We start from the raw sequence: 25075 nt of genomic DNA, 5'->3' as shown, positions 1-25075 counted from the left end.
TATATCTTGTTGATAACATAGTATAAGTATTCAGTATAATAAAATAGTTTGAGTATGAAATAATTTAGTCAAAATGTAGACGTATCAAGGGGAGAGGGTGATAGTGAATATATCAAAAATTTTTCACTGTTATATAAGAATGAATGTTCGTATATGTTATTAAAAAATTGAATCCAGTTTATAACTGAGATTTTTTTGGTTTACCATTTAATTAACAATACGATATGGGGAATAATTACAGTGGATTCAGAAACAACTAATAAACAATTATCTATCTATAATTTGATAAAAATTTGATTTTAATTGATAATCTGTACGGTGTTATAATAGTCATTATAGAACAATGGCTTTAAATCAACGTTTAGGTGAGAGTAGAACCGTGGTTCTAATCCCTTCCTGTATTTAATTGGATAAAAGTTTATGTGATACCCCTAATCATGAAATCAACCGCCTACCATATCAATTTTTTCACGCCCATAAAATTAATTTATGTCTAATCCTATTTAAAAATTCTTTTCTCATGGTAAAATTTAGATATATTTTATTTTAAGGAGAAGTGAAGATAATGAATTGGGGAACAATATTAACTGCGAGTGTAATTGCAGCAATAGTATCTGCAATTATGAATTTTATAATCCAATTATACTTTGAGCACAAAAGAGTTAAGGATAGAAAACTACAAGAAATAAAAGAAAATGATAAAATAATCCTCCAAGATATATATACACCAATATTGAAAATTTTATCAGAGCATATTATTCCAGGTGACGGGTATGAGGGAGTAGACGTTGGTCAATTAGAAAGGATTAGAAAGATAATCGATGATAATCCTCAATTAGTAGATACAGAATTAGATAGAATCACTTATGGTTATTTAGAGGATTTGGCTCATATAGGTAGAAACCAATCATACCCTCATGACTATGATAAATTTGCAGATGATGATAGAAAGTTATTTAATCATGTTAGGGTAGTATACAATCAAAAGAGGAAAAACCTTAACTTACCATATGACGAAGTATCTTTATAAAGATAATTAGAGCTGGAAAGTAAAAATGTGTGACACTCTCATTAAATTTGAGGGTGTTTTTCTTTAGTTGAAATAATAATTTGAATAATCAAATATATTACCTTTTATCATCTATCATTTAATAATATCCTCATGGTACTATGGACGTAAATATATTCACAGGGGTGTGGGGATAGAAATGAAATTTAATGTTTCAACGATAATTGCTATTTTGGCAGTTGTAGTATTATTAGTAGTTTTTGGGGTGGAATATTATTCATATTCACAGGAACAAAAAGCATTTGATGAAGAAGTAGAAAAAGATTTGGACAGATTAAAAGAATATAATACTATTATCGAAAATGCAGAAGTGGAGAAATCTAATTCAATACCAACATCAACTAAGCAACCAATTGTCTTAACTTCATATGAACCCAAAATAGGAATGACTGCTCAACAAGTATATGATTCCTCATGGGGTTATCCTAACGATCAAACAAAATCTACAACCGCAAGTGGCACAACAGAAATGTGGGTGTATCCCGAAAATAACTATATTCATTTTAAGGATGGAAAAGTTGTCTCTATTAATGAATCAAATTAACTTTCCATAAAAGGATTATTCCTCCTGTTTGTCGAATTGAGTAGATAAAAGGGAGGTGGATTAAATGAAATTAGAAACATTTGAAGAAAGATTATCGCAAAATAGTTTACAACCTTTATTCCTTGTTGCTCATGAGAAGATTAAGGAACTATATGCAGATAAACCATTCGAGTTTTATGTGAAAAATTTACTTAACAAAAATGAAACGGAATTGTTTTACTTCTTCAAAGAAGAAATAGTGCAGGTTAAATTTACAATGGATAAAGTATACTATGTCTATCCATTTAATATTACGCAATACACTAATAAAGTTAAGAGGAAAAGCATTACTTTACACAGAAGTACTTATGAACCAGTAGAATTGAGAATAGATTTGGAAAATGGAGATTCATTAAATTTTAATAGTGTAACTGATAGTAATGACGATTGGTGTGAAAGATATGCTGAAAACATTCTTTCTATATATAAGTCAATTTAAATTATGAAAGAACTGAGGTGAATGAATATGGCAGTTTTAGAGCATATTACAATATCGTTCCTTGAACCTAACGGTGATGCAATAATGACTTATAGTATTAATGATACTATTTCGGCTATTATTCCAAATGTAGGAGATAAAGTTCATGTTGAAGTCGATGGTGCTTGGCGTGAAGTATCAGAAAAAACTTTCATGTTCTTAGAGAATACTAGAGCAATTGCGGTACAAATATATTTGAAAGAAAATAAATAATCTTCATTTAGTAAGCCACATCTAATTCTAATAGATGTGGCTTTTTTAGTTGCCCAAATTTAACACCATAGGGGGTGTCTACATGGAACACAGAGTAGTAAAACTTGAAACTGATATGGTAGATGTTAAAACTCGCCTTGCAGTTGCTGAATCAAATATCAAAGATGTAAAAGAGGATATAAGCTCAATCAAAGATGATACAAGGTGGTTAAGACGTACTGTTACAAGTGTAATTATCGGTATAGTCATCGCTGCTATTATTGCAGTTATAAAATTAGGAGGTATTTAAAATGAATAATATTCAACGCTTACAGATGGAAACTAAGGGGATTGAATTAGACCAACAGGAACTAATCATTTACCTACAGGAGAATGGATTAAAGCCACATGATGAATACAACGCAACTTCATTAAACAATAAGAAAGCAATTTATCAAACTGCGTTATCGGTATTGGAATTAGTGGCAAATAATCCTGAGCTAATGAAGAACATTAAAATGGACGATATGAGCGTTTCTCAATTTCATGAAAACTTGCAGTCACGTATTGACCAAATGTATAAAACAATTAGACAGATGAAAACGGATCAATCATCTAATTCTGATATTTTTATGTTGTATTTGTGAGGTGAGAGAAGATGAATTATTTAACTAACGCTAAACTGCTTGATGATGCTTTAAGTCATATTTCAGAAACAGTATTGATTAATGGAAATCCTCAACTAGCATATATAACAACTGCATATTTAGGCATGGCGGAAAATCGTCATATATCATCATTACAACCTTTTAATCGTGGTGACCTTGTGGAACATAGAGGGCATACTTATTTAGTCACTGAGGAGGTCAAAACGAAACGGCATAATAAATATCGTGCTACTATGACCAGTTGCAATTATTATTTCACTGTGAGGGATTTAATCGGTAAAGAGCTTATTGGACATGATCCTAACAATGGCAGACCGATTTACGAAGATGTTTATTCAGAGCCATACCATTTACATGGAGTAATGAAAGAATGGGATAGAAAATTAGACCAAGCATTTTCAATTAATATGATGGAAGTTGCATTTTTTATAGATGTACAGGACAATGCGAAAAACAGAGAGCAGTTTAAAGTCAACAATATTTACGATATTAAAGGGGTAAATGTAAAAGTCACTTTACATGAAAAATCGAATGAAGGAATACTAGGAATATTATTTATTAAAACAGGTTCGACTTCACCTTATTAATTTAGTTGACAATGGAAAAACTTTCATTATAATTGGGTGTAGAAAGTAGTTAATATCTAAGTTCGGAATTTGTCTTATAACTGGAAATCGAATAAACACAGTTAAACCCTTAACTTGCACGGTCAAAATTAATTTTACTCACAGTAATCCACTGCAGGTTCTATGCATATTTCACTTAACGGAGTCCCTGCATTGTCCATAGGAATCGCAACTCGTTATATTCACTCGCATGCAGGAATTCTTCACCGTGATGATTATGAAAATACAGTTAAATTGGTTGTAGAAGTAATCAAGAAATTAGATAGAGATGCAGTTAACAAAATTACGTTTGATTAATACGAAATGTCTAGAAGAGCAAAATGAATGCTTTTCTAGGCATTTTTTAGTTAAAGCGGAAAGCGTACGCCTGTAACGGAAATCCACCTTGTTCGGATTTCTATATATAATTTTCCATTATTGCAATTGATTCATTTTATATTTAGGTTGTTTTGGGCATCATCATCCACTTCATTTTTTCGAGAGTGATAATACCATCTTTTTAAATCCAGGTTCTTTAGGATGCAATTCAATACCAATTGCTCTATATTCGATAGTAGAAATAGAAAAGGACAAGATTATTGTCAGTTTAGAAGATGTCTCTTACGATAACACCAAGTTCTTAGAGTCATATGAATTATTGCAGGTTCCAGAGCGTGATTTTGTTATCAAAGTTTTTCACGGCAATCAATTAAAACAGTAAACTTTAAGAAGTTAACTGTTTAGTAATTTGGATTCTGGCACACAGAAATAAGCATTTGCTCAACTTATTTTTCAAATGACAAATGCTTATCTAATTCCAGCCATCGGAACCAATAAAGATAGTGTCCAAATATTTGGTTGAAACACCTTAAAAAATTCCTTTTTTTATACGTTGCTTCTGTCTTTCGCTGATATACTTCCCAATAGTTCTATCTATTTCCTCTAACTGTAACACGACTCCAACCTTCAGAGCGATTTTATTATGGTTGCGATCTTGGCAACGACAACCGCTATTTTTTGGTCTGAAATCTCTCTAGTTGCTCTTATTGTGTAAGCTTCTTGTGTAAGTTCATTTGCATTTTCATACACATCCAACCATATATCGAACGCCTCTTTGAACAGCATTAAATCTAGCCTTTAATAGTATGGTCAAGAAAGCAAACTAGGAACTGTGTGTTGTTTGGAGTGGAAACCAACCAGCGGACAACTTGTTGCACTTTTTTTAATTTTGCATAAATACCCGGTTGACTTTATGTTTATTCATATTTATAATTAGCATTACATAAATATACGTAAAAAGGAGTTTTTATAAATGAAGCTTTTAGAATGGGCGAACTTAAAAGTTGTCGATAGTTTAAAAGGAAAGGACTTATTAACGCTTTTTGATTACTCAAAAGAGGAGATAGTAGATTTAATTCAGCTTGCAGTTGATTTGAAAAAGCTAACAAAGGCGGGGAAGTGCCCTCCACTTTTAGAAGGTAAAACATTAGGAATGATTTTTGAAAAACATTCTACACGAACTAGAATATCGTTTGAAGTAGGTATGAAACAATTAGGTGGAAACGGTATGTTTATGCATTCGCGTGATTTACAAATCGGTCGCGGGGAATCAGTTTATGATACGGGGCATGTATTATCTGGTTATTTAGATGGCATTATGATTCGTGCGAATTCACATGAAATGGTGAAAGAATTGGCAGAGCATGCGAGTATTCCTGTCATTAATGGATTAACAGATATATATCATCCTTGCCAAGCGCTTGCGGACATTTTAACGATTCATGAAGTGAAGGGATATACGGAAGGTTTAAAAATTGCGTATATCGGGGATGGGAATAATGTGGCACACTCCTTAGTTATAGCTTCTGCGTATATGGGAATGCATATTGCAGTTGCAACTCCAGTTGGATATGAAGCAAATGAAGACATTATTGAAAAAGCAAAAGGAATTGCTTTAGAAAATGGTGGTTCGTTATTCGTATCGAATGATCCAGTTGAAGCTGCTGTGAATGCAGATGTTATTTATACAGATGTTTGGACATCTATGGGGCAAGAAGAGGAAACGCAGAAACGTTTAGCAGACTTCAAAGACTTCCAAATCAATGATGCACTTGTGGCAAATGCGAAGAATGATTATATATTCTTACATTGCCTACCTGCTCATCGTGAAGAAGAAGTAGCTACTTCTGTCATTGATGGACCGAACTCATACATTTTCCAACAAGCAGAAAATCGTTTGCACGCACAAAAAGCGGTCCTTGCATCGCTAATGGCTTAATGAACAACAGAATGTGAATGCAGGGTTTGCCTAGCAGTCTGTACTATACACATGCGATGTCGATCGTCAAGATGGATGGCTTCATCGCTACATAGGAAGAGTGATTCGGGAGACGCTGAATCACTCTTTATTATTTTTTATTAAAAGAAAAGGGCCTATCCTGAGATAGGTCCTTAGAAAGTGATTATGCTTCTGAAATTTTACTTTGTGTTTTGGTTGTTGTAGTTTCGGGAATATCTTTTACCGGTCGTTTTGACCAATAAGTAGCTAAAATTGGTCCGGAAATATTATGCCAAACAGCACCTAATGCACTTGGTAGTGCTGCTAAAGGACCTAAGTGAGCTGTTGCTAGTGCAACACCTAACCCTGAGTTTTGCATGCCTACTTCAATGGATATTGCACGTTGGTCTAATTCGGAAAGACCCATTAGTTTTGCTGCAAAGTAACCTAATAATAACCCTGCACCATTATGCAAGAATACACCTACAAATACTAAGAAACCGGCAGAAGCAATATTATTTACGTTACCCGCAACAACCGCTGAAACGATCGTAATAATGGCTAAAACAGAAATAAGTGGAACAATATTTAAGCTTTTCTCTACAATATTCGGTAATAACTTTTTCGCTAGTAATCCAAGAATGATTGGGATAATGATTACTTGAACGATGGACATAAACATATCAACAGCATTTACCGGCATCCATTGTCCTGCAAGTAAAAGCAGTAATAATGGTGTTAATAGTGGTGCCAAAATGGTTGAAAAAGATGTCATCGTAATAGATAATGGAACATTTCCTTTTGCTAAATACACCATAACGTTTGACGCAGTTCCTCCAGGTACAGAACCTAATAGAACAAGTCCAGCGGCTAATTCACTTGGCAATTGTAATAAATATGCAATTGCAAATGCAGTCAAAGGCATGATAATGAACTGAGCTAAAACCCCGAAAATAACAGGTTTAGGATGAGTTAGAATGAGTTTGAAGTCTACAGCTTTAAGAGTAAGACCCATTCCGAACATAACAATCCCTAATAAAATCGTAATATACTTACCAAACGGTAGAAATGTGTCTGGTATAAAAAAAGCAATGACCGCTATTGCGATTACTAAAAACGCGAAATATTTTCCTGCGAAATTACTAATAGACTCTAATACTTTCAAATTATTCACCTAAACTTTCTATTTTAACGATTTTATTTGGATTTAAAATATTGTTCGGATCAAGTGCTACTTTAATTTTTTCCATTACATGTAATGCTGCTCCATGTTCAGCAGCTTGGTATTTTTGTTTACCAACTCCAACACCATGCTCACCAGTACAAGTACCGTCGCGCTCTAATGCATATCGAACAATTCTTTCATTGAACGCATCCGCTTTAGCTACTTCTTCTGCATTATTCATATCAATCATTAATAACGCATGGAAGTTTCCATCGCCCACATGACCTAGAACTCCTCCGATAAGACCAATTGCATCCAGTTCTCTTCTCGCATAAATGACCGCATCAGCTAGTTCTGAAATAGGAACACAAACATCGGTCACCATCATTTTTTTACCTACATTACCGTGAATATAAGCATAAGCAAGATTATGTCGTGCATCCCAAAGTTTTGTACGTGCAGTATTATCTGTTTCAAATTGAATTTCGGTACAACCGTGATCTTCCATTATTTCTTTTGTAAATTCCACGTCTTGTTGTAAGCCCGCTTCGTTTCCGTCAAATTCTAAGAAAAGGGTTGGTTTCTCCGCATAATCCGTTTCACTAAAACGATTTACTTGTCGGATGGATTCTTCGTCTACTAACTCCACTCGAGCTATTGGTATACCGGCTTGTAAAATAGATGTAACGGCCTCTACTGCATTTTTTACTGTAGGGAACACAGCTCTTGCAGCTGTCGTAAACTCAGGTATTCCATATACTTTCAATGTCAATTCTGTGAAACATCCTAGTGTTCCTTCTGAACCTACAAAAAGCCCGTTTAAATGAAAACCTGATGCTGATTTGGCAGCTAAATTCCCTGTATGTATAATCGTACCGTCTGCTAGTACTACTTCTAAATCACGAACTTGATCCCGCATCACGCCGTATTTGACAGTGGTTGTTCCACTAGCGTTTGTAGCCGCCATTCCACCTAAAGTTGCGTCTGCTCCAGGGTCGACAGAAAAGAAAAGCCCATATTTTTTCAATTCTTTATTTAGTTGCGTTCTCGTTACACCTGGTTGAACTCTTACTAATAAATCATTTTCACGAACTTCTAAAATCTTGTCCATCAATGAAAAGTCGATTGTAATCCCGTTATCGTAAGGGATAACATGCCCTTCTAGGCTTGAGCCGCGTCCAAAAGGCACTACAGCTACTTGTAGTCTATTCGCTATTTTCATAATACTGCTTACTTCTTCAGCTGTTTTAGGGAATACTACAATATCAGGAAGACTGACTTCATGATAAGATTCATCTTTACTGTGTTGCTCTCGTACTGTTTGATTGATAGATACTTGGTTTTCTTCTAAAACATTTTTTAAAGCTTCTACTACACTTTCTGTTGATACAGTCATTTCAATTCGCCTCTTTACAAAAAAATAAGTATATAATTTATCGAAATTTTATTGTTAATTCCAATAGAGTAATTATACAGATAATTTAATGAATTGCAATTGAAGTTTTGTGAATTTTACGTAAAATAAAACAAATCCGTGAAGAGAAATATTCCTTCACGGATTGTTTTTATTTAAATGCAGTTGCGATTTCATTTAACACAGTATTTCGTTTTGTATCATCCGCCATTTTCCACCATTTTTCAAAGATGACTCCTAAGCCAGGTAGTAGATGTTCTTCGCCTCTTTGAACAGCATCTTCCACTACATTACGAATATCTGTTGCTGAGTTCCCTTTTAAATTGTTTGAAATCGCTTCTCGAATTTGAAAATCCATTTTTCATCACTCCTCGTAATTATCTTCTCCAAACTCTCGCAAGCTATACACGAATTTGGTACTATTAAATAAAAAAGGCGGTTACATATAAATGAAACGAATTGAATCTCCCCAAAATTCACTTGTGAAGCATTGGAAAAAACTATTAAGTGTACGAAAAGAAAGAGATAAAACAGGTGAATTCATTATAGAGGGATATCATTTAGTCGAAGAAGCGATAAAACAAAAAGAAAATGTGCTAACGATTATGATTAGTGATACGAGTGAGATTCCAGTAAATTGGGACGTAGATAATTTAGAAATTGTTGAAATCAACGATGTAATCAAAAAAGAACTTGCTGAAACAGAACATACGCAAGGAATATTTGCGCATTGTAAACAGCAAACTGTAGATGAGCAAGTACAATCGAAATGGAAACGATTGTTATTAATAGATGCTGTCCAAGATCCAGGCAACATTGGCACGATGATTCGCACAGCAGATGCTGCTGGAATTGATGCTGTTGTTTTAGGGAAAGGTTCTGCAGATGCTTATAACCCTAAAACATTACGTTCTGCACAAGGCTCCCATTTTCATATTCCTATTGTAAAAGGTGATTTGCATGAATGGGTCAATGAATTGAAAAATAGACAAGTGACCGTTTTTGGTACTGCGTTTGAAAATTCTACTCCGTTTAACGAGGTTACAAAAAGTGAAGAATTTGCATTAATCGTTGGAAACGAAGGAAGTGGCATTAACAAAGAGTTACTTGAAAAGACAGACCAAAATGTTATCGTTCCATTATTAGGACAAGCTGAATCATTAAATGTAGCAGTAGCAACAGGGATCTTGTTATACGGCTTAGCATTATAGTATTGTGAGTAAGGGATGTCAGCGCAGTTTAGAGATACTGCTTCTTAGCAAGTTGAATAAAGTGTCCGCAATGATTTTCGCTACAGGGCGGACGCTTTCCGCGGGGTGAGCGATGAACCTTCACCGACGCTACGCGTGCGCTGTGAAGTTTCATCTGTCTCACTTCATCCCGCTGGGGTCGCCGCCCTTCCGCTCCAATCTATAAAAGTTGCTAGCTAATCAGAGGCACTGTGTTAAATTCGATCTTATGTAGTGTTTCTTGAAAATAAAATCCAATAAATGGTTGAACGAGACGTAACATGCTGTGAACGCGACAAACTACCTTTCGAATACGACAAAACACATCTCGAAAGCGACAAACAGGACCCTGAACACGACAAACAGGCCTAGCGGAAATCATAGCGGTCACCAAATAAAACTTTTACGACGCAGTATCCCTAATATGCGCACTATTATGGTCTAATTTTACAATATAAAATAAGTCCCACTTGATGAAACGTTTAAAACTTCGTATAATAGAATATAATTTGATATATAAAAGCTGTCATCGGGAAAAGTATATATGACGATTCGACAAAAGGAATTTTACACCTGGACTGAAAGTGTAAATAGAGAATGCATATAGAAGTTCACCCCGCTAGCTGCCACCGGGACCAGTCATTGACTGTAAAGGTGTGCCGGTGTAGAGCCGTTAGTCGAATTGAGTGATTGCACGTATTCGTCGTGCAATAATCAGGGTGGTACCGCGAAATTAGTCCTCGTCCCTTTTATAGGGGCGGGGTTTTTATTTTGTCAAAAAGGAGAGATCAACAAAACATGGAAGCACAACTTCAACAGCTAAAAGAAGAAGCATTACAAAAAATTGAAGCTTCAATGAATGTCAAAGAATTAAATGATGTGCGTGTTGCATATTTAGGAAAAAAAGGACCGATTACAGATCTACTTAAAGGAATGGGAAAACTTCCTGCAGAAGAACGTCCGAAAATGGGAGCTCTTGTAAACGTAGTTCGTGAAGAAGTAACAGAAGTGTTAGAAGCTCGCATGACAATACTGCAAGAACAAGCGATTCAAGCGCAATTAGAAAAAGAATCAATTGACGTTACGTTACCAGGTAGACCGGTGAAAACAGGAAATCATCATCCACTAACTCGTGTAGTAGAAGAAATCGAAGACCTGTTTATAAGCATGGGTTACGAAATTGCGGAAGGTCCAGAAGTAGAAAAAGATTACTACAATTTCGAAGCGCTGAACTTACCAAAAGGCCACCCAGCTCGTGATATGCAAGATTCTTTCTATATTTCGGAAGATATTTTGCTTCGTACACATACATCACCTGTTCAAGCTCGCACGATGGAAACAAAAGAAGGAAAGCCGATTAAAATTATTTGTCCAGGTAAAGTATATCGCCGTGACAATGATGATGCGACCCATTCTCACCAATTTACACAAATCGAAGGACTTGTTATTGGCGAAAATATTCGCATGAGTGACCTTAAAGGAACGCTTTCTGTATTTGCGAAGAAAATGTTCGGAGAAGATCGTGAAATTCGTCTACGTCCAAGCTTCTTCCCATTTACAGAACCATCTGTTGAAATGGATATTTCTTGTTTCAAATGTGGAGGCAGTGGTTGTAATGTTTGTAAGAAAACTGGTTGGATTGAAATTTTAGGTGCTGGTATGGTACATCCGAACGTTTTAGAAATGGCTGGATATGATTCGAAAAAACTTTCTGGCTTTGCTTTTGGGATGGGTCCAGAACGTATTGCAATGTTGAAATATGGAGTGGAAGATATTCGTCATTTCTATACGAATGATGTGCGTTTCTTATCGCAATTCCACCGAACAGAAGTGTAAGGAGGAAATGACATGTTAGTTTCTACGAAATGGTTAGCAGAATATGTAAATACACACGGACTTGATCCGAAAGATTTAGGGGAAAAGATTACTCGTTCAGGTATCGAGGTGGATGCAGTAATTGATCGTTCCCAAGGAATGACAAATGTAGTAGTCGGTTATGTGAAGGAATGTGTAAAACATCCAGAAGCAGATAAACTAAATATTTGCCAAGTAGACGTAGGAGAAGAAACAACACAAATTATTTGTGGCGCTCCAAACGTAGCAGAAGGGCAAAAAGTAATCGTTGCACGTCCGGGAGCAGTACTTCCAGGCGGTATAAAAATTAAAAAAGCAAAACTTCGTGGAGAAGAATCGAACGGAATGATTTGCTCGCTTCAAGAGTTGGGTATTGAAGGAAGACTAGTACCAAAAGCGTACGCAGAAGGTATCTATGTACTTCCAGAAACAGCAACTCCTGGAGAAAGTGCATTACCACTACTTGGTTTAGATGATACTATCCTTGAACTTGGTTTAACACCAAACCGCTCGGATGCCCTAAGTATGCTAGGAGTTGCCTATGAAGTAGGTGCCATCTTATCCGAGGATATGAAATACCCTGAAGCAACTTACACGGAAAGCAGCGAAAAGGCTTCTGATTACTTAAACTTGCGTGTAGATGCAATCGAAGAAAATCCAATGTACGTAGCAAAAGTAGTAAAAAATGTGCAAATTAAAGAATCACCACTTTGGTTACAGCACCGCCTAATGGCAGCTGGAGTTCGTCCACATAATAACGTAGTTGATATTACGAACTACGTATTAATGGAATACGGTCAACCACTTCATGCATTCGACTATGACCGTCTAGAAACAAAAGAACTTGTCATTCGTCTTGCAAATGAAGGAGAAAAAATTGTTACACTGGATGATCAAGAACGTACACTTAAATCAAACCACTTAGTTATTACAAATGGTAAAGAACCGGTTGCTATTGCTGGTGTAATGGGTGGAGCAAACTCGGAAGTACATGATGGTACGACAACTGTAGTAATTGAATCTGCTTACTTTGCATCTGGATCTGTTCGTCAAACGTCAAAAGATCATAACTTACGCAGTGATGCAAGTGCTCGTTTTGAAAAAGGTGTCGATCCAAATCGTGTTATTTTAGCAGCAGAACGTGCAGCTAGTCTACTTGCAGAACTTGCAGGTGGAGAAGTGCTAGCAGGTTCAGTAGTAGTAGATGAATTAGATAAAACACCTGTTGAAGTAGTTGTATCTCCTGACTTTATCAACAATCGTTTAGGAATGAAAATTTCTTTAGAAGATATGACTTCTATTTTGACAAGATTGAAATTTGACCACCAAGCGGCAAATGGTTATTTATACATTAATGCGCCGACTCGTCGTCAAGATATTAAAATTGAAGAAGATATCGTCGAAGAAATTGCTCGTATGTATGGGTATGATGAAATTCCAATGACATTACCAGTAGAGGAATCAAAACCAGGTGGCTTAACATCTTACCAAGCAAGACGTCGTCAAGTTCGTGCTTACTTGGAAGGCGCAGGCCTTTATCAAGCAATTACGTATTCATTAACATCCAAAGAAATGTCTCAAAAATTCGCTTTAGAAACTGCTCCAGTAACAGAGTTATTAATGCCAATGAGTGAAGAGCGTAGCACACTTCGCCAAAGCTTAATCCCTCATTTACTAGATGCAGTGACGTATAACACTGCTCGCCAAGCAGATACAGTTGCGCTTTATGAAGTGGGATCTGTCTTCTTAGGGGAAACAGAATCAGGTCTTCCTCATGAGCAAGAACATTTAGCAGTAGTAATTGCTGGGAAATGGGTAGACCATAGCTGGCAAGGTGAGAAAAAAGCAGTTGATTTCTTCGTATTAAAAGGAATTGTCGAAGGATTAATGGAATTGCTTGGACATTCGAAAGAACTTACTTTTGAACGTACAGTAGTAGACGGATTACATCCGGGACGAACAGCTACTATTAAACTTGCTGGGGAAGAAATTGGTCTAATCGGTCAATTACACCCATCTGAACAAAAAGCTCGAGACTTGAAAGATACGTATGTAGTTGAATTGAACTTAGCAAAAGTTATAAATAAAGTAGTCGAAGCTTTATACTACGCACCAGTTTCTAAATTCCCGTCGATTACACGTGATATTGCGTTAGTAGTAGATAGCGAAAAAGCTGCTGGGGAACTACAAGCAATTATCCAATTATCTGGTGGTAGATTGTTAAAAGGTGTACATCTATTCGATTTATACGAAGGAGAAAAAATGGAGCCAGGCAAAAAATCGGTTGCATTCTCTCTAACTTATTTCGATCCAGAACGTACACTAACGGATGAAGAAGTTGTAAATGCACATAACAAAGTATTAAAAGCACTTGCGGAACAAGCAGGAGCGGAGTTAAGAGGATAAGATGGATTGGAGCAGCACTATTTATAGTGCTGCTCCTTTTTTAGGTCCCTGTGATACATGGGATTTCCGAACTATTCATAATTGTTTTAGATTTGTGTCTGACACAGTTGTTGGGTAGAAAATGTCTAGTTTTCTACTCAATCAACCGTAACGGAAAGTTCTTTTACTCGTAATGATGGGGAACCGTAGCCACCTGGAAGGAAATTTAGATCGGATCCAATCTCTTCGATATCATTGATAAAGTCGAAGAAGTTACCAGCGATTGTCATCTGTTTAACAGGTGTCGAAATTTTGCCGTCTTTAATATGGAAACCGACTGCCGCAACTGAAAAATCTCCAGAAATCGTATTTGTACCGGAATGAAGTCCCGACAAATCCGTTATGAGGATTCCGTCTGCTGTAGAAGCAATTAGGTCAGCTTTGCTTTTTTCACCTGGTGCAATGAACATATTCAGCGGTGCTATAGTGAGTGTACTTTTATAAGACGCTTTATGTGCATGACCTGTTGTTTCTACGCCATCTAATTTAGCTGTTTTTCGGTTATGCAGTAGTGTTTCGAGAATCCCGCTTGAAACGATCGCATGTGTTTTTGTTGCAACACCTTCTCCATCGAAATTCGATCCCGCAACGGCGTCAGGATGGAAAGGATCATCAAGCAAGCTAAAGACATCTGATGCAATTTTCTCCCCAACTTTCCCTTTCAAAAGCGACTGATCCTTTTGCGTGTTTTCAGCTGAGAAAATTGGTGTGAACGTTGCTAGTAACGATGCTGCTGCGTCATGTCGCATAATGATTGGGTATTTTCCAGCTGGAATGGATTGCTCGCCGAGATTAGACAATGCTTCTTCTGCCGCTTCTTTTGCAATTTTGTCTGCATCGAGAGAACCAAAATCACGCGTTAGTTTAATGAAACTACCTGTTTTCATTTCTTCACCATTTTTGACGACTGTTGAAATGAAAATACCTAATCCATTCTTTTTCTCTTTCAATGAAAGACCTTTATTGTTCGTCAACATGCGGTCTCCTGAAAAATCTTGTAGAACGCAGTAGTTGAGCGTAACAATCCGTGGATCGTATGCAAGTACTTTCTTTTCAATAGACTTAATGAGTTCAATCTTTTCTGGAATTTGAATCTTTGCAAGCTCTTCACTGTAAAACGCATGAGTAGCGTATTCTTTACTTCCCTCGTAAATATTCGATCCATCGTCCTCATCAAGCACCTCTGCATTTGCTTTCGCACTATCAATTAAAAATGGAATCGAATCTTCATCAATTTTTTCTGTATAGGCGTAGCCCATTTTTCCGTTATAAAGACCTCGCAATCCAAGACCGCTATCTTCAGATGTTTCGTAGCTATCAATTTCTCCTTCAAAAATCATACATTGGAATGTTTCCGAACGTTCATAATACACTTCAGCTTCCTTGAAACCAGCATCCATAGCCTTTTTTAGTAGTTCTTCTTGGAATTCAGTGATTTGCATGATTTATTCCCCCTTTGTCCCACCGACTGTAATTTCACTGATGCGAATCATCGGCTGACCAACATTGACAGGAAGGCTTCCACTAATAGATCCGCACATTCCAGCATCATGGGCAAGATTATTGCCAACTTTATCGACAAGCTGCAATGTTTTCGCTCCATTACCAATAAGTGTTGCACCTCGAACTGGGCGATCAATCTTACCATTTTTCACAAGGTAAGCCTCCGCAACGGCGAAATTATAATCACCTGTAGCTGGATTAACGGAGCCGCCACCCATATATTTTGCATATAGTCCATTTTCTGTCGATGCAATAATTTCTTCTGGTGTCGATGTACCCGGTGCGATATACGTATTTGTCATACGAGAAGTTGGATTGAATCGATACGACTCCCGGCGGGAAGAACCTGTTGCTTCTGCATTCATACGTCGAGCATTAAATTTATCGATAAGATAACCCTTTAATATCCCGTTTTCGATTAAAACATTTTTGCGTGTCTTTTCGCCTTCATCATCCATATTTAGGGAACCCCATTCATTCGGTAGGGTACCGTCATCGATGTATGTCACGATATCGGGGGCAACTTTTTCACCAATTCGATTTGCGAAAACAGAATTATTTTTGGCAACAGAAGTAGCTTCCAGTCCGTGTCCACACGCTTCATGAAAAATAACGCCGCCAAATTCATTATCAATAATGACAGGGAACTTTCCACTTGGACATTCATCCGCTTCAAGCATAGTTATGGCAGTACGTGCTGCTTCACCTGCATAATGGTCCAGATTTAAGTTTTCAATAAATTCAAATCCAGCATGAGCCCCTGGTCCGTAAAATCCCGTCTGCATTTCAACGCCGTCAGAAGCGGTCGCTTGTATGGATAGCCGACTATGGACACGAGTATCTTCCACGAATTTACCTTCTGAATTAGCAATTAGTACATGCTGTTCTTCGTCTATATAACGTAGTCCGACTTGTAGGATTCGTTCATCGTAATTTCTAGCAATCTCATTTGCTTTCCTCATAAACTCTACTTTCCTAGCATGTTTTACAGTTCTTGGCATCTGAGCTATTTGGTGAATTGGATAGAATGTTTCTTTTCGGAGTGGATGAATAGTACCATTTACTCCACCTTTAATAGCATGTGCTGCACGTTTTGCTGCCAGTAGCAAGCCTTCTTCTGAGAAATCAGTTGTATACGTATAGATGCTTTGAAGACCAGAAAAAATACGGATTCCAATTCCAAAATCACGACCAGATATACTTTTCTCTAACTTACCGCTTTGCAATTCCAATCTGTTCACATATTTATCTTCAATGAATACTTCCGAAAAATCACCGCCAGTGGAGAGCGCGGCTTCTAGCACATTTTCAATGATTGATTGTTTGATCATATTCCTTACCCCCTCTATGAAGAATTATAGCGTAAGATTTTCGTGAATACACTAATTAGAGTGGTAATTTAGTATATTCAGTGATTTCACAATAAGGATGCACATTAGCAGCTTAATAACCACTTAAAATATATGCAACCCAGTAATATATGTTTTCTAGCTTAGAATTAGGAAGAGAGTTTACTCTTTTAAAGAACTTATTTCTGTTTTTTCATTGTGAGTATCCAGTATATCTAAAAACGGAAGCCTTTGTTCATCGGTCAAAGGGTTTAGTACTACCTGAAGAAACTTCAACTATACAAAGTTCTAAAAATGGTTTATGAAATCAAGCAAAAGATCATGGTTTTCTTCTTTTCTAAATAGTTTCTTAAAAACGTACATGTTTCTCAAATCAAGTAGATCTTTCATATAACCATTGAAGCTCTTGAACTTTCAACTTCATATGACACCTCAACTTTTTCATCATTATAGAACACATATTACGGTTATTGGAATATTTAGATATTTAACGTTTTTGGAGTCTGTCATAGATCGTTGCATAAACTACATAGGCTTCTATCAAGTATTGTTATTTTAGGAGGAATCGAATGTATCCTTTAATAGACTGGAAAAGCCAAGCTCTTAATAAGGAACAAATCATACATGATTTCGCTATAGACGCATATATGTATGGCTTTCCGCTGGTGCTGATGGATTTAACTAGAAGAAGAGGGTTGTTAAGTTTAGAGCAGAAGAATCAATTTTATCATCAAAAGGTACTATCTACGCCTCAGTTTACTCAAGTGGTAAGGCCAAATGTGGATACACTTTATTCATCTGCATGGCTTGAGTTGAATGAAGGTCCGATGCTGTTGCATGTGCCGAACACAGATGACAGATATTATTTGCTACCGATGCTTGATGCGTATTCAAATGTCTTCGCTTCTGTCGGTGCACGTACGACTGGGACAGAAGAACAACAATTCATTATCGTAGGACCAAGCTGGCAAGGGTTTCTTCCTTCAGCAGTTCCTGTCATTTTTGCTCCAACAGATACCATTTGGATTACGGGAAGAATACAAACAAATGGGCCAGAGGATTATCCGGCAGTGTATGCGATTCAAAATAAGTACATGTTGGAAAGGCTTTACCCGAGTGAAAGTCTACATGCAAGCGATGAAATCATCATTACCGAGCAATCACCGACAGAACTACTTACTTCCATGGATGCACCCACATTTTTTCAATTAATGATGGTGCTTATGTTTAAAAGCCCACCTTATGCTGCAATTCAATCCCCAGATATAACTTTCAAGCTTCATACATTAGGTCTTATTCCAAGTAATGGATTCAATTTCTATACACTTCATCCGTCTATACAAAGAGCTCTGTTCCATGCAGTCCGTCATGGTCCGAACTATATCCAGACTGCCAGTCAGGAAATACTAACTAACAATGAAGTGGGTGGATGGAGCATGCCGCTAAATAATATTGGATTTTACGGCACCGATTATAAAAAAAGAGCGATTGTTGCAATGAATTTATTTGGAGCAAACATTCCGCTAGATAGTGTTTATGCGTATAATTTTGTCGATCAACAAAATATTCCTTTAGATGGGAAATTTAATTATAAAATTCATTTCAATCCTGAACAATTTCCCCCAACTAATGCTTTTTAGTCTATAACTCTTTATAATTCGGATGGTTTCTTAGTGGAAAATCAATTACATCGGTATGCGATTGGCTCACATCTTGGAGAGTTAACTTATAATGCGGACGGCTCACTTGATATATTTATTCAACATGAATATCCTGGTAAGGAGAAGAAATCCAACTGGTTGCCAGCACCTATTGGATCATTTAACCTGTTACTTAGAGTATATTGGCCGAAAATGAGTGTATTAAATGGCGAGTGGAATCCGCCGATGGTTATAAGGGAGGATTAATTTGTTATCGAAATTGAAAAGAGAAAGCAAACAATTAACCAACTAACTATAGAAGGTGAAAAAATGAGATTAATATTACCAAAAGAATATACTAAATATTTTTGGACTGTGTTTCCATTCATTCTGATCTTAGTAGCTATCCATACTATTTTTTACGATTGGCAATTTCAATTGTATCGGTTCGACGAATGGGAAGATTTTGGCGCACTGTTATTTGCTCTGATTGTTAGTTTTTTTGAAAGTGCTTTTTATACATTTTTTTTATGGCTAGTTATAAGGATATTTAAAAAGTTATGTGGTATGAAAATTAATATACCAAAGGCATGATATAGCGGGTGATACAAATTTAAGAAATAACGAGTTCCTTCACAATATGTTATTTAATGCATATTGAAAATCATTAGAAATGAAATCCGTTTAATGACGTTAGAATTGGATTTCAAGTTCATATACAAAATACAATTTAAGTACTATTCCGGATTTTCCGGAATGGTATTTGTCACCGGGACAGTACGGAGGGGAATCATGAGAATTTATTCAACAAAATGGTGGGAACAAGTGATTATATCAATAAATGATGGAATATTAGTCATAGACGAGTTTGAAAAAGTTCAATTTATTAACCCAGAATATTCTAGAATCACAGGGGTGGGAAAAGAAATTATAGGGAAGTTACTTTCTGAATACAGACCGGGTGCTCAATTGCCAGAAACATTGAAAGACGGGAAATCAAGGGTCGGTATTTATCGTGAAATTAATGGGTGTGCATACGTAGTAGACATGGCGCCTATTGAAGATAATGGGAAAATTATTGGTGCTGTGTCTGTTTGTAAAGGAATTAATGAAGTAAAGGATTTATCGAAGGAACTCAATAAGAAGGTAAAGCAAGTTATTGAATTACAAGAAAAGATTTCGAAGCTTTCAAGTGTAAAATATACGTTCGACCAAATTATTACGCAAAATGAAGAGATGATCGACAATAAAAATATTGCAAAAAAAATAGCAAATTCAAATTTGCCAGTACTATTAATAGGGGAAAGCGGTACAGGAAAAGAGCTATTTTCTCAATCCATTCATGACGCCAGTGATAGAAGAAATCATCCCTTTATTGCTGTAAACTGTGCTACAATTCCAGATACCCTTATCGAAAGTGAGTTATTTGGATATGTAGATGGCGCTTTTACTAGTGCAAAAAAGGGGGGGAAAGTTGGATTATTTGAAATGGCAAATAAAGGTACGTTATTTCTAGATGAGATTGGTGACTTATCCTATAATGTGCAAGCAAATTTACTTCGTGTTTTACAGGAAGGCACAATACGGAGAATAGGTGGTTCGACAGAGATAAATGTGGATGTACGAATTATTGCAGCGACACATCAAGACTTAAATCAAATGGCACAAAAAAATAAATTTAGACAAGATTTATACTTTCGTTTAAATGTGGCCCATTTAACGATACCTCCACTACGTAATCGAAGAGAGGATATCCCGTTTCTAGTAGAATGCTTTTTACCGGCAAATTATCGATTAAGTAAAGATGTCATGCAGTTTTTACAATCCTATAATTGGCCGGGAAATGTCCGTGAATTAAAAAATATGATAAGTTATGCTTCCTGTTTAGCTGATAATGGATTAATTGAAATGGATCATTTGCCTGAAGTTATGAAGAATCAGGATGTAGATGTTTCAATTCAAACTGATGGGACGTTAAAATCAGTAGTAGCATCAGCGGAAGCTAGGTACATAAAGCAAATGCTTAAACGATATGAAAAGAATATTGAAGGTAGAAAATTAGTAGCGAGTAATTTAGGCATTTCCTTAGCCAGTTTATATAATAAAATAAGTAAGTATGAACTTGAATAAAACTCCAATCTAAAATAATAGAATAATAAATAATTATTCTATAATTTTAGAAAAAGATTTTAAAAGCGTAATTTCGTTAGTGAAATTGCGCTTTTATTATGAAAAGAAAACAAATTGATTCTTTGATTCTAAAAAACTAGAATATCGTGACAATGAAAAAGTAAAAAATAAAGTAGATGATAGGTTCTTTTTAGTTGGCATGGAACTTGCATATTACTTGAATTGCACGAAGGGGTGTATTAAAAAAGGGAGTGAGAAATTAGATGTTAGCTTTATTAGGATTTTTAACGATTGGTGTATTTTTATTAGCTATTTTCACAAAAAAATTATCTGTCATCGTTTCATTGGTAACTATTCCAATCATTTTTGGTATAATTGGCGGATTTGGTTCGGAAATTGGAGGATTAATGCTTGATGGATTAATACAAGTAGCTCCAACAGGAATTATGCTAGTTTTTGCAATTATGTATTTTGGTTTAATGATGGATGTTGGATTATTTGATCCAATGATTAAAAAAATTATTCAAATCGTAAAAGGTGACCCGCTAAAAGTAGTAATGGGTACGGTATTTTTAGCAATGATTGTTCATTTGGATGGAAATGGATCTGCTACTTTTATGATTACCATTACAGCCATGCTACCTATATATGAAAAATTGGGGATGAATCGTCTTATTTTGGCAGGGGTTGTTGCGCTCGGGGCAGGCGTTATGAACATTATCCCGTGGGGTGGACCAACTGCACGTGCGATGACAACTTTAAATGCGGAAGCCGTAGATATTTTTAATCCCGTAATCCCAGCGATGGTCGCAGGAATTGCTTGGGTATTGTTTGCAAGTTATTTAATCGGACGGAAAGAACGGAAACGTTTGGGCATTATTAATTTAGAGAATATAGATTTTAATTTGGAATTAGATGAAGAAACGAAAAAGATTCGTCGTCCTAAATTATTTTACTTTAATTTATTTCTTACATTACTTATGATATGTGCTTTACTGTTTGTTTGGCTTCCGATGCCTGTTGTATTTATCGTTGGATTCATTATTGCTTTAACGGTGAACTATCCAAAGAATGTGGATCAGCAAGCCCGTATATTAAGTCATGCAGGCAATGTGCTATTAGTTGCATCTATGATTTTTGCAGCGGGGATTTTTACAGGCATTTTAAATGGTACGGGCATGATTGCGGAAATGGCCACGGCACTTGTTCGTTTAATACCAGACTCATTAGGAAATTATTTACCTACTATCGTTGCTATTACAAGCATGCCTTTAAGCTTAGTTTTTACACCAGATGCATACTATTTTGGTGTATTACCAATTATTAGTGAAACCGCTTCGACTCTAGGAATCAACCCGCATGAAATTGGTCGAGCAGCAATTCTTGGTCAAATGACAGTTGGTTTCCCGTTAAGTCCCTTAACAGCGGCAACATTTATTTTAATTGGGTTGACAAAGGTTGACTTGTTTGAGCATCAGAAATTTATATTTAAATGGGCGTTTGGTACAACGATTGTTATGACAATTGTTGCTTTACTAACAGGCGCTATATCAATTTGAGGTGAATGAGATGATACGAATTGGATCAGGTGCTGGTTTTGCAGGTGACCGTATTGAGCCAGCAGAAATATTAGTAGAGCAAGCAAATTTAGACTATTTAGTATTAGAGTGTTTAGCAGAAAGAACAATTGCTTTAGCGCAAAAAAGGAAAAAACAACATGCACATACTGGATATGATGTGTTACTAGAAAAACGAATGAGATCACTTATTCCGAGGATTTCTGGGAAAAAGGTGAGGATTATTACAAATATGGGTGCTGCAAATCCAATAGCTGGAGCAAATAAAATTATAGAAATTGCGAAAGAGCTAAATATCTCCATGAAAGTTGCCGCTGTAATAGGAGACGATGTGTTGACTAAAGTTTCTCCAGATGATCTAGCTTGGGAAACAGGAAAACCTTTAAAAGAACATGGACAAATAGTTTCAGCAAATGCATACATAGGTGTAGATGCTTTGTTAGAAGCCTTAAATTCAGATGCACAAATTATAATTGGAGGTCGGATTGCGGATCCTTCTTTATTTTTGGCTCCGATGATTCATGAATTTAAATGGGCATTAGACGATTATGATCTAATGGCTAAAGGAACGGTAATCGGTCATTTATTGGAATGTGCTGGTCAATTAACAGGAGGGTATTTCGCAGACCCAGGGAAAAAAGATATAAAGGATATGGCTCATTTAGGCTTTCCTTTTGCCGATGTAGTAGCGGATGGCTCGGCAACGCTCAGAAAAGTAGCAAATACAGGGGGGGAAATCACACTACACACTGCAAAAGAGCAGTTGCTGTATGAAGTGATTGATCCAAACGCCTATATTACCCCCGATGTCATTGCAGATTTTACTTCAGTTAAGCTAGAGGATTTATCCGGTGGGCAAATAAAAGTGGATGGAGAAGTGGGGCTTGCCAAACCACAAAGTTTAAAAGTAAGTATCGGCTATGAAGCTGGTTACATTGGAGAGGGGGAAATCTCCTATGCAGGTCCTAATGCAAGGGAAAGAGCAAATCTTGCAGGCGACATTATACGAGAAAGAATTTGTCACTTATTTGGTGAATTTAGGGTTGATTTAATTGGAGTAAATGCTTGTCATCGGAAGAGCTTTCGAGAGACGGATCCTTATGAAGTACGTTTAAGGGTTGCTGGAAAAGCAAAAACAATGGCAGAAGCAGCGATAATTGGAGAAGAAGTGGAAGCACTTTATACAAATGGCCCGGCAGGTGGAGGAGGGGCTAGAAAAGTAGTAAACGAAGTAATTGGTGTAGTTTCTACTTTTATCGATCGAGATTTTATCCGTTTTCAAACAGAGTTAAAGGAGTATATAGCCAATGAAACTTTATGATATTGCGCATTGTCGAACAGGGGATAAAGGAAACACCATTACATTATCCGTCATCCCTTATGAAGCATCTGATTATGAATTATTAAAAGAGAGATTGACTGTGAAAGTGGTAAAGGAACATTTAAAGGGCATTGTAGAAGGAGAAGTAATACGATATGACGTTCAGAACATTCAAGCACTACAGTTTGTTTGTTCGCAAGCTTTGGCAACAGGTGTAACGACTTCGTTAACGTTGGATACTCACGGGAAGTCGTTAAGCTTTGCTTTGTTAGAACTAGAAATAGATGAATACTGATCAGTTTTAAAGAGATGTTTTTAGAAAATTTTACGATTTGTATTGACAGAAGACATAATCCTCTATTATATTTTTAGTAATTAAATTAGGTTCGATAATGTCGAATGGTAGGGGGTTGATTATGTCTAAACCAATACAGTCTGTAGATCGTGCATTAACAATTTTTGAGATGTTTAATGAAGGCACTGATGAATTAGGAATATTAGAAATCAGTGATCGTATGGAACTTCCTAAAAGCACTGTGCATGGAATCATTAAAACATTAGTTATGAGAGGCTATCTTGTTCAAAAAGTTGATACGAAGAAATATAAATTGGGGATTCGGCTTTTCGAACTTGGGAATATCGTAAGTAAAGGGTTAGATATTAAAGAGAAGGCGGGACCTTATCTAAAAGAAGCATTTAGCCAAACGGATGAAACAGTTCACTTAGTAAAATTTGAAAACAATGAGGCAGTCTATGTCGACAAGCAGGAAAGCGATAGTGCAATAAGAATGTATTCACAAGTGGGGAGAAAAGCCCCGCTACACTGTACTGGAGTAGGAAAGGCAATACTTGCCTATTTGGATAAAGATATTCAGAAATCGATCCTGTTTTCCTCTGAATTGGTTGCATATACCGAAAAAACAATTATAGACAAGAATCAGATACTTGAAGAATTAGAGAAAATTAGGGAGCGCGGCTATGCGACGGACGATGAAGAGATTGAAATGGGATTATTTTGTGTAGCCGCACCGATATTTGATAGTAATCATAGAGTTGTTGGTTCAGTAAGTACGGCAGGACCCAAATTCCGTTTTACAGAAGAAAAAATTTTAATCGCTAAGAAGTGTATAAGAGAGGCTGCTCGAAACATATCTCGGGATATTGGTTCAAGAAGGTGACTGCGACAATTAGCTGATTAAGCGAAAAATTTATGGGAATTCATTCGTGTTGCGTCAGTGCATAGCTGGCAATCATTAAGCAAAACATATTAATTAAGATACACGCCGCCGTACGGGATATTTTCTCGTACGGCCTTTTTATCGCAAAGCCATTGTTAAAATAAAATAAATACAAATTATTAGTATTGACAGAATAATGCGTATTGATTATATTTTAGTAAGCGGCTTCGTCGAATCATGTTCGTCAATGCCGAACTATAAATGCTTTCTATCGTTTAGGTCAATTCAATCTGTTAATTTTATTTTAACTACCCTTAATTTTTCTGAAATGAAAGCGTATTCAAATCGTGGGTAAGAAGCAAATAGTAAATAACTTAACAGGATAAAAGATTGCTAG

Annotated in this window: 23 protein-coding genes, 2 pseudogenes and 1 other annotated feature; of the genes and pseudogenes, 19 read left to right on the top strand and 6 right to left on the bottom strand. The window is 36.3% G+C overall.

Annotation, left to right across the window (positions count from 1 at the left end):
- Positions 1 to 565 precede the first annotated feature (565 nt).
- From ACIQYS_RS01525 to ACIQYS_RS01490, 8 genes and pseudogenes are all read left to right on the top strand, one after another.
- On the top strand, positions 566 to 1030 hold the full coding sequence (locus ACIQYS_RS01525) for a hypothetical protein (RefSeq protein ID WP_402973806.1): 465 nt from the start codon (positions 566 to 568) through the stop codon (positions 1028 to 1030).
- 178 nt (positions 1031 to 1208) lie between these two features.
- A complete protein-coding gene (locus ACIQYS_RS01520; RefSeq protein ID WP_402973803.1) occupies positions 1209 to 1613 on the top strand; it encodes a hypothetical protein in 405 nt (134 codons plus the stop codon).
- 64 nt (positions 1614 to 1677) lie between these two features.
- Entirely contained in the window at positions 1678 to 2091 is a 414-nt protein-coding gene (locus tag ACIQYS_RS01515; RefSeq protein WP_402973800.1) for a hypothetical protein, read from the top strand.
- A 27-nt stretch (positions 2092 to 2118) separates the two neighbouring features.
- Positions 2119 to 2343 carry a hypothetical protein gene (locus tag ACIQYS_RS01510; protein ID WP_402973797.1) on the top strand — a complete coding sequence of 75 codons (225 nt, stop codon included), beginning with the start codon at positions 2119 to 2121 and terminating at the stop codon, positions 2341 to 2343.
- Positions 2344 to 2425: 82 nt separating this feature from the next.
- A complete protein-coding gene (locus ACIQYS_RS01505; RefSeq protein ID WP_402973794.1) occupies positions 2426 to 2632 on the top strand; it encodes a hemolysin XhlA family protein in 207 nt (68 codons plus the stop codon).
- Between the two features lies 1 nt (position 2633).
- Positions 2634 to 2969 carry a hypothetical protein gene (locus ACIQYS_RS01500; RefSeq protein WP_402973791.1) on the top strand — a complete coding sequence of 112 codons (336 nt, stop codon included), beginning with the start codon at positions 2634 to 2636 and terminating at the stop codon, positions 2967 to 2969.
- 11 nt (positions 2970 to 2980) lie between these two features.
- Complete coding sequence (locus ACIQYS_RS01495; protein ID WP_402973788.1) at positions 2981 to 3577, top strand: hypothetical protein; 597 nt, start codon at positions 2981 to 2983, stop codon at positions 3575 to 3577.
- A 153-nt stretch (positions 3578 to 3730) separates the two neighbouring features.
- A pseudogene (locus ACIQYS_RS01490) lies at positions 3731 to 3913 on the top strand (peptidase M28); the annotation flags it as partial.
- A 470-nt stretch (positions 3914 to 4383) separates the two neighbouring features.
- Here the strand turns inward: ACIQYS_RS01490 and ACIQYS_RS01485 are convergent.
- Positions 4384 to 4630: pseudogene (locus ACIQYS_RS01485) on the bottom strand (IS1595 family transposase); the annotation flags it as partial.
- A gap of 277 nt (positions 4631 to 4907) precedes the next feature.
- Here ACIQYS_RS01485 and argF point away from each other — a divergent pair.
- The gene (argF, locus tag ACIQYS_RS01480; protein ID WP_402973785.1) at positions 4908 to 5873 is read left to right on the top strand and encodes an ornithine carbamoyltransferase; all 966 of its coding nucleotides are present in this window, start codon (positions 4908 to 4910) and stop codon (positions 5871 to 5873) included.
- Between the two features lie 184 nt (positions 5874 to 6057).
- Here argF and ACIQYS_RS01475 read toward each other — a convergent pair whose 3' ends face one another.
- The 3 genes from ACIQYS_RS01475 to sspI all read right to left on the bottom strand — a co-directional run bounded on the left by ACIQYS_RS01475 (position 6058) and on the right by sspI (position 8810).
- Positions 6058 to 7038, bottom strand: coding sequence for a bile acid:sodium symporter family protein (locus ACIQYS_RS01475; RefSeq protein WP_402973782.1), 981 nt, complete (start codon positions 7036 to 7038; stop codon positions 6058 to 6060).
- A gap of 1 nt (position 7039) precedes the next feature.
- On the bottom strand, positions 7040 to 8434 hold the full coding sequence (locus tag ACIQYS_RS01470) for an FAD-binding oxidoreductase (RefSeq protein WP_402973779.1): 1395 nt from the start codon (positions 8432 to 8434) through the stop codon (positions 7040 to 7042).
- Positions 8435 to 8603: 169 nt separating this feature from the next.
- Complete coding sequence (gene sspI / locus ACIQYS_RS01465; protein ID WP_402973776.1) at positions 8604 to 8810, bottom strand: small acid-soluble spore protein SspI; 207 nt, start codon at positions 8808 to 8810, stop codon at positions 8604 to 8606.
- Positions 8811 to 8901: 91 nt separating this feature from the next.
- Here sspI and ACIQYS_RS01460 point away from each other — a divergent pair, with 91 nt between their 5' ends.
- The 3 genes from ACIQYS_RS01460 (at position 8902) to pheT (ending at position 13941) form a co-directional block, all read left to right on the top strand.
- Positions 8902 to 9663: a TrmH family RNA methyltransferase gene (locus ACIQYS_RS01460; protein ID WP_402973773.1), complete on the top strand. Its 762-nt coding sequence runs from the start codon at positions 8902 to 8904 to the stop codon at positions 9661 to 9663.
- A gap of 534 nt (positions 9664 to 10197) precedes the next feature.
- Positions 10198 to 10432: a binding site (T-box leader), on the top strand.
- Between the two features lie 47 nt (positions 10433 to 10479).
- Complete coding sequence (pheS, locus tag ACIQYS_RS01455) at positions 10480 to 11517, top strand: phenylalanine--tRNA ligase subunit alpha (protein WP_402973770.1); 1038 nt, start codon at positions 10480 to 10482, stop codon at positions 11515 to 11517.
- A 12-nt stretch (positions 11518 to 11529) separates the two neighbouring features.
- The gene (gene pheT, locus ACIQYS_RS01450; protein ID WP_402973767.1) at positions 11530 to 13941 is read left to right on the top strand and encodes a phenylalanine--tRNA ligase subunit beta; all 2412 of its coding nucleotides are present in this window, start codon (positions 11530 to 11532) and stop codon (positions 13939 to 13941) included.
- Positions 13942 to 14078: 137 nt separating this feature from the next.
- On the opposite strand, the gene ACIQYS_RS01445 is transcribed toward pheT, so the two are convergent.
- On the bottom strand, positions 14079 to 15422 hold the full coding sequence (locus tag ACIQYS_RS01445) for a TldD/PmbA family protein (protein ID WP_402973764.1): 1344 nt from the start codon (positions 15420 to 15422) through the stop codon (positions 14079 to 14081).
- A 3-nt stretch (positions 15423 to 15425) separates the two neighbouring features.
- Positions 15426 to 16814 carry a TldD/PmbA family protein gene (locus tag ACIQYS_RS01440; RefSeq protein ID WP_402973761.1) on the bottom strand — a complete coding sequence of 463 codons (1389 nt, stop codon included), beginning with the start codon at positions 16812 to 16814 and terminating at the stop codon, positions 15426 to 15428.
- Between the two features lie 587 nt (positions 16815 to 17401).
- Between ACIQYS_RS01440 and ACIQYS_RS01435 the strand changes: the two genes are divergently transcribed.
- The 7 genes from ACIQYS_RS01435 to ACIQYS_RS01405 all read left to right on the top strand — a co-directional run bounded on the left by ACIQYS_RS01435 (position 17402) and on the right by ACIQYS_RS01405 (position 24678).
- Complete coding sequence (locus ACIQYS_RS01435; protein ID WP_402973758.1) at positions 17402 to 18472, top strand: DUF1254 domain-containing protein; 1071 nt, start codon at positions 17402 to 17404, stop codon at positions 18470 to 18472.
- Positions 18473 to 18475: 3 nt separating this feature from the next.
- Positions 18476 to 18739, top strand: a complete 264-nt coding sequence (locus tag ACIQYS_RS01430) for a DUF1214 domain-containing protein (protein WP_402974075.1) — start codon at positions 18476 to 18478, stop codon at positions 18737 to 18739.
- A gap of 525 nt (positions 18740 to 19264) precedes the next feature.
- Positions 19265 to 20602 (top strand): sigma-54 interaction domain-containing protein, encoded by a 1338-nt coding sequence (locus tag ACIQYS_RS01425; RefSeq protein WP_402973755.1) that lies wholly within the window; start codon positions 19265 to 19267, stop codon positions 20600 to 20602.
- Positions 20603 to 20865: 263 nt separating this feature from the next.
- Positions 20866 to 22161 carry a CitMHS family transporter gene (locus tag ACIQYS_RS01420; protein ID WP_402973753.1) on the top strand — a complete coding sequence of 432 codons (1296 nt, stop codon included), beginning with the start codon at positions 20866 to 20868 and terminating at the stop codon, positions 22159 to 22161.
- Between the two features lie 10 nt (positions 22162 to 22171).
- Positions 22172 to 23500, top strand: a complete 1329-nt coding sequence (locus tag ACIQYS_RS01415) for an acyclic terpene utilization AtuA family protein (protein ID WP_402973750.1) — start codon at positions 22172 to 22174, stop codon at positions 23498 to 23500.
- Entirely contained in the window at positions 23487 to 23795 is a 309-nt protein-coding gene (locus ACIQYS_RS01410; protein WP_402973747.1) for an AtuA-related protein, read from the top strand. The genes ACIQYS_RS01415 and ACIQYS_RS01410 overlap by 14 nt, the downstream gene beginning before the upstream one ends.
- Positions 23796 to 23916: 121 nt before the next feature.
- Positions 23917 to 24678: an IclR family transcriptional regulator gene (locus ACIQYS_RS01405; protein ID WP_402973744.1), complete on the top strand. Its 762-nt coding sequence runs from the start codon at positions 23917 to 23919 to the stop codon at positions 24676 to 24678.
- Positions 24679 to 25075 lie beyond the last annotated feature (397 nt).

Origin of the sequence: Psychrobacillus sp. NPDC096426 (assembly GCF_044762745.1) — a bacterium.
Lineage (GTDB): Bacteria > Bacillota > Bacilli > Bacillales_A > Planococcaceae > Psychrobacillus.
This window is presented reverse-complemented; position numbering and strand designations above follow the sequence as displayed.

Coding starts and splice junctions, on each gene's coding strand:
- ACIQYS_RS01525 (WP_402973806.1), top strand. CDS start 566: ATGAATTGGGGAACAATATTAACTGCGAGTGTAATTGCAGCAATAGTA.
- ACIQYS_RS01520 (WP_402973803.1), top strand. CDS start 1,209: ATGAAATTTAATGTTTCAACGATAATTGCTATTTTGGCAGTTGTAGTA.
- ACIQYS_RS01515 (WP_402973800.1), top strand. CDS start 1,678: ATGAAATTAGAAACATTTGAAGAAAGATTATCGCAAAATAGTTTACAA.
- ACIQYS_RS01510 (WP_402973797.1), top strand. CDS start 2,119: ATGGCAGTTTTAGAGCATATTACAATATCGTTCCTTGAACCTAACGGT.
- ACIQYS_RS01505 (WP_402973794.1), top strand. CDS start 2,426: ATGGAACACAGAGTAGTAAAACTTGAAACTGATATGGTAGATGTTAAA.
- ACIQYS_RS01500 (WP_402973791.1), top strand. CDS start 2,634: ATGAATAATATTCAACGCTTACAGATGGAAACTAAGGGGATTGAATTA.
- ACIQYS_RS01495 (WP_402973788.1), top strand. CDS start 2,981: ATGAATTATTTAACTAACGCTAAACTGCTTGATGATGCTTTAAGTCAT.
- argF (WP_402973785.1), top strand. CDS start 4,908: ATGAAGCTTTTAGAATGGGCGAACTTAAAAGTTGTCGATAGTTTAAAA.
- ACIQYS_RS01470 (WP_402973779.1), bottom strand. CDS start 8,434: ATGACTGTATCAACAGAAAGTGTAGTAGAAGCTTTAAAAAATGTTTTA.
- sspI (WP_402973776.1), bottom strand. CDS start 8,810: ATGGATTTTCAAATTCGAGAAGCGATTTCAAACAATTTAAAAGGGAAC.
- ACIQYS_RS01460 (WP_402973773.1), top strand. CDS start 8,902: ATGAAACGAATTGAATCTCCCCAAAATTCACTTGTGAAGCATTGGAAA.
- pheS (WP_402973770.1), top strand. CDS start 10,480: ATGGAAGCACAACTTCAACAGCTAAAAGAAGAAGCATTACAAAAAATT.
- pheT (WP_402973767.1), top strand. CDS start 11,530: ATGTTAGTTTCTACGAAATGGTTAGCAGAATATGTAAATACACACGGA.
- ACIQYS_RS01445 (WP_402973764.1), bottom strand. CDS start 15,422: ATGCAAATCACTGAATTCCAAGAAGAACTACTAAAAAAGGCTATGGAT.
- ACIQYS_RS01440 (WP_402973761.1), bottom strand. CDS start 16,814: ATGATCAAACAATCAATCATTGAAAATGTGCTAGAAGCCGCGCTCTCC.
- ACIQYS_RS01435 (WP_402973758.1), top strand. CDS start 17,402: ATGTATCCTTTAATAGACTGGAAAAGCCAAGCTCTTAATAAGGAACAA.
- ACIQYS_RS01425 (WP_402973755.1), top strand. CDS start 19,265: ATGAGAATTTATTCAACAAAATGGTGGGAACAAGTGATTATATCAATA.
- ACIQYS_RS01420 (WP_402973753.1), top strand. CDS start 20,866: ATGTTAGCTTTATTAGGATTTTTAACGATTGGTGTATTTTTATTAGCT.
- ACIQYS_RS01415 (WP_402973750.1), top strand. CDS start 22,172: ATGATACGAATTGGATCAGGTGCTGGTTTTGCAGGTGACCGTATTGAG.
- ACIQYS_RS01410 (WP_402973747.1), top strand. CDS start 23,487: ATGAAACTTTATGATATTGCGCATTGTCGAACAGGGGATAAAGGAAAC.
- ACIQYS_RS01405 (WP_402973744.1), top strand. CDS start 23,917: ATGTCTAAACCAATACAGTCTGTAGATCGTGCATTAACAATTTTTGAG.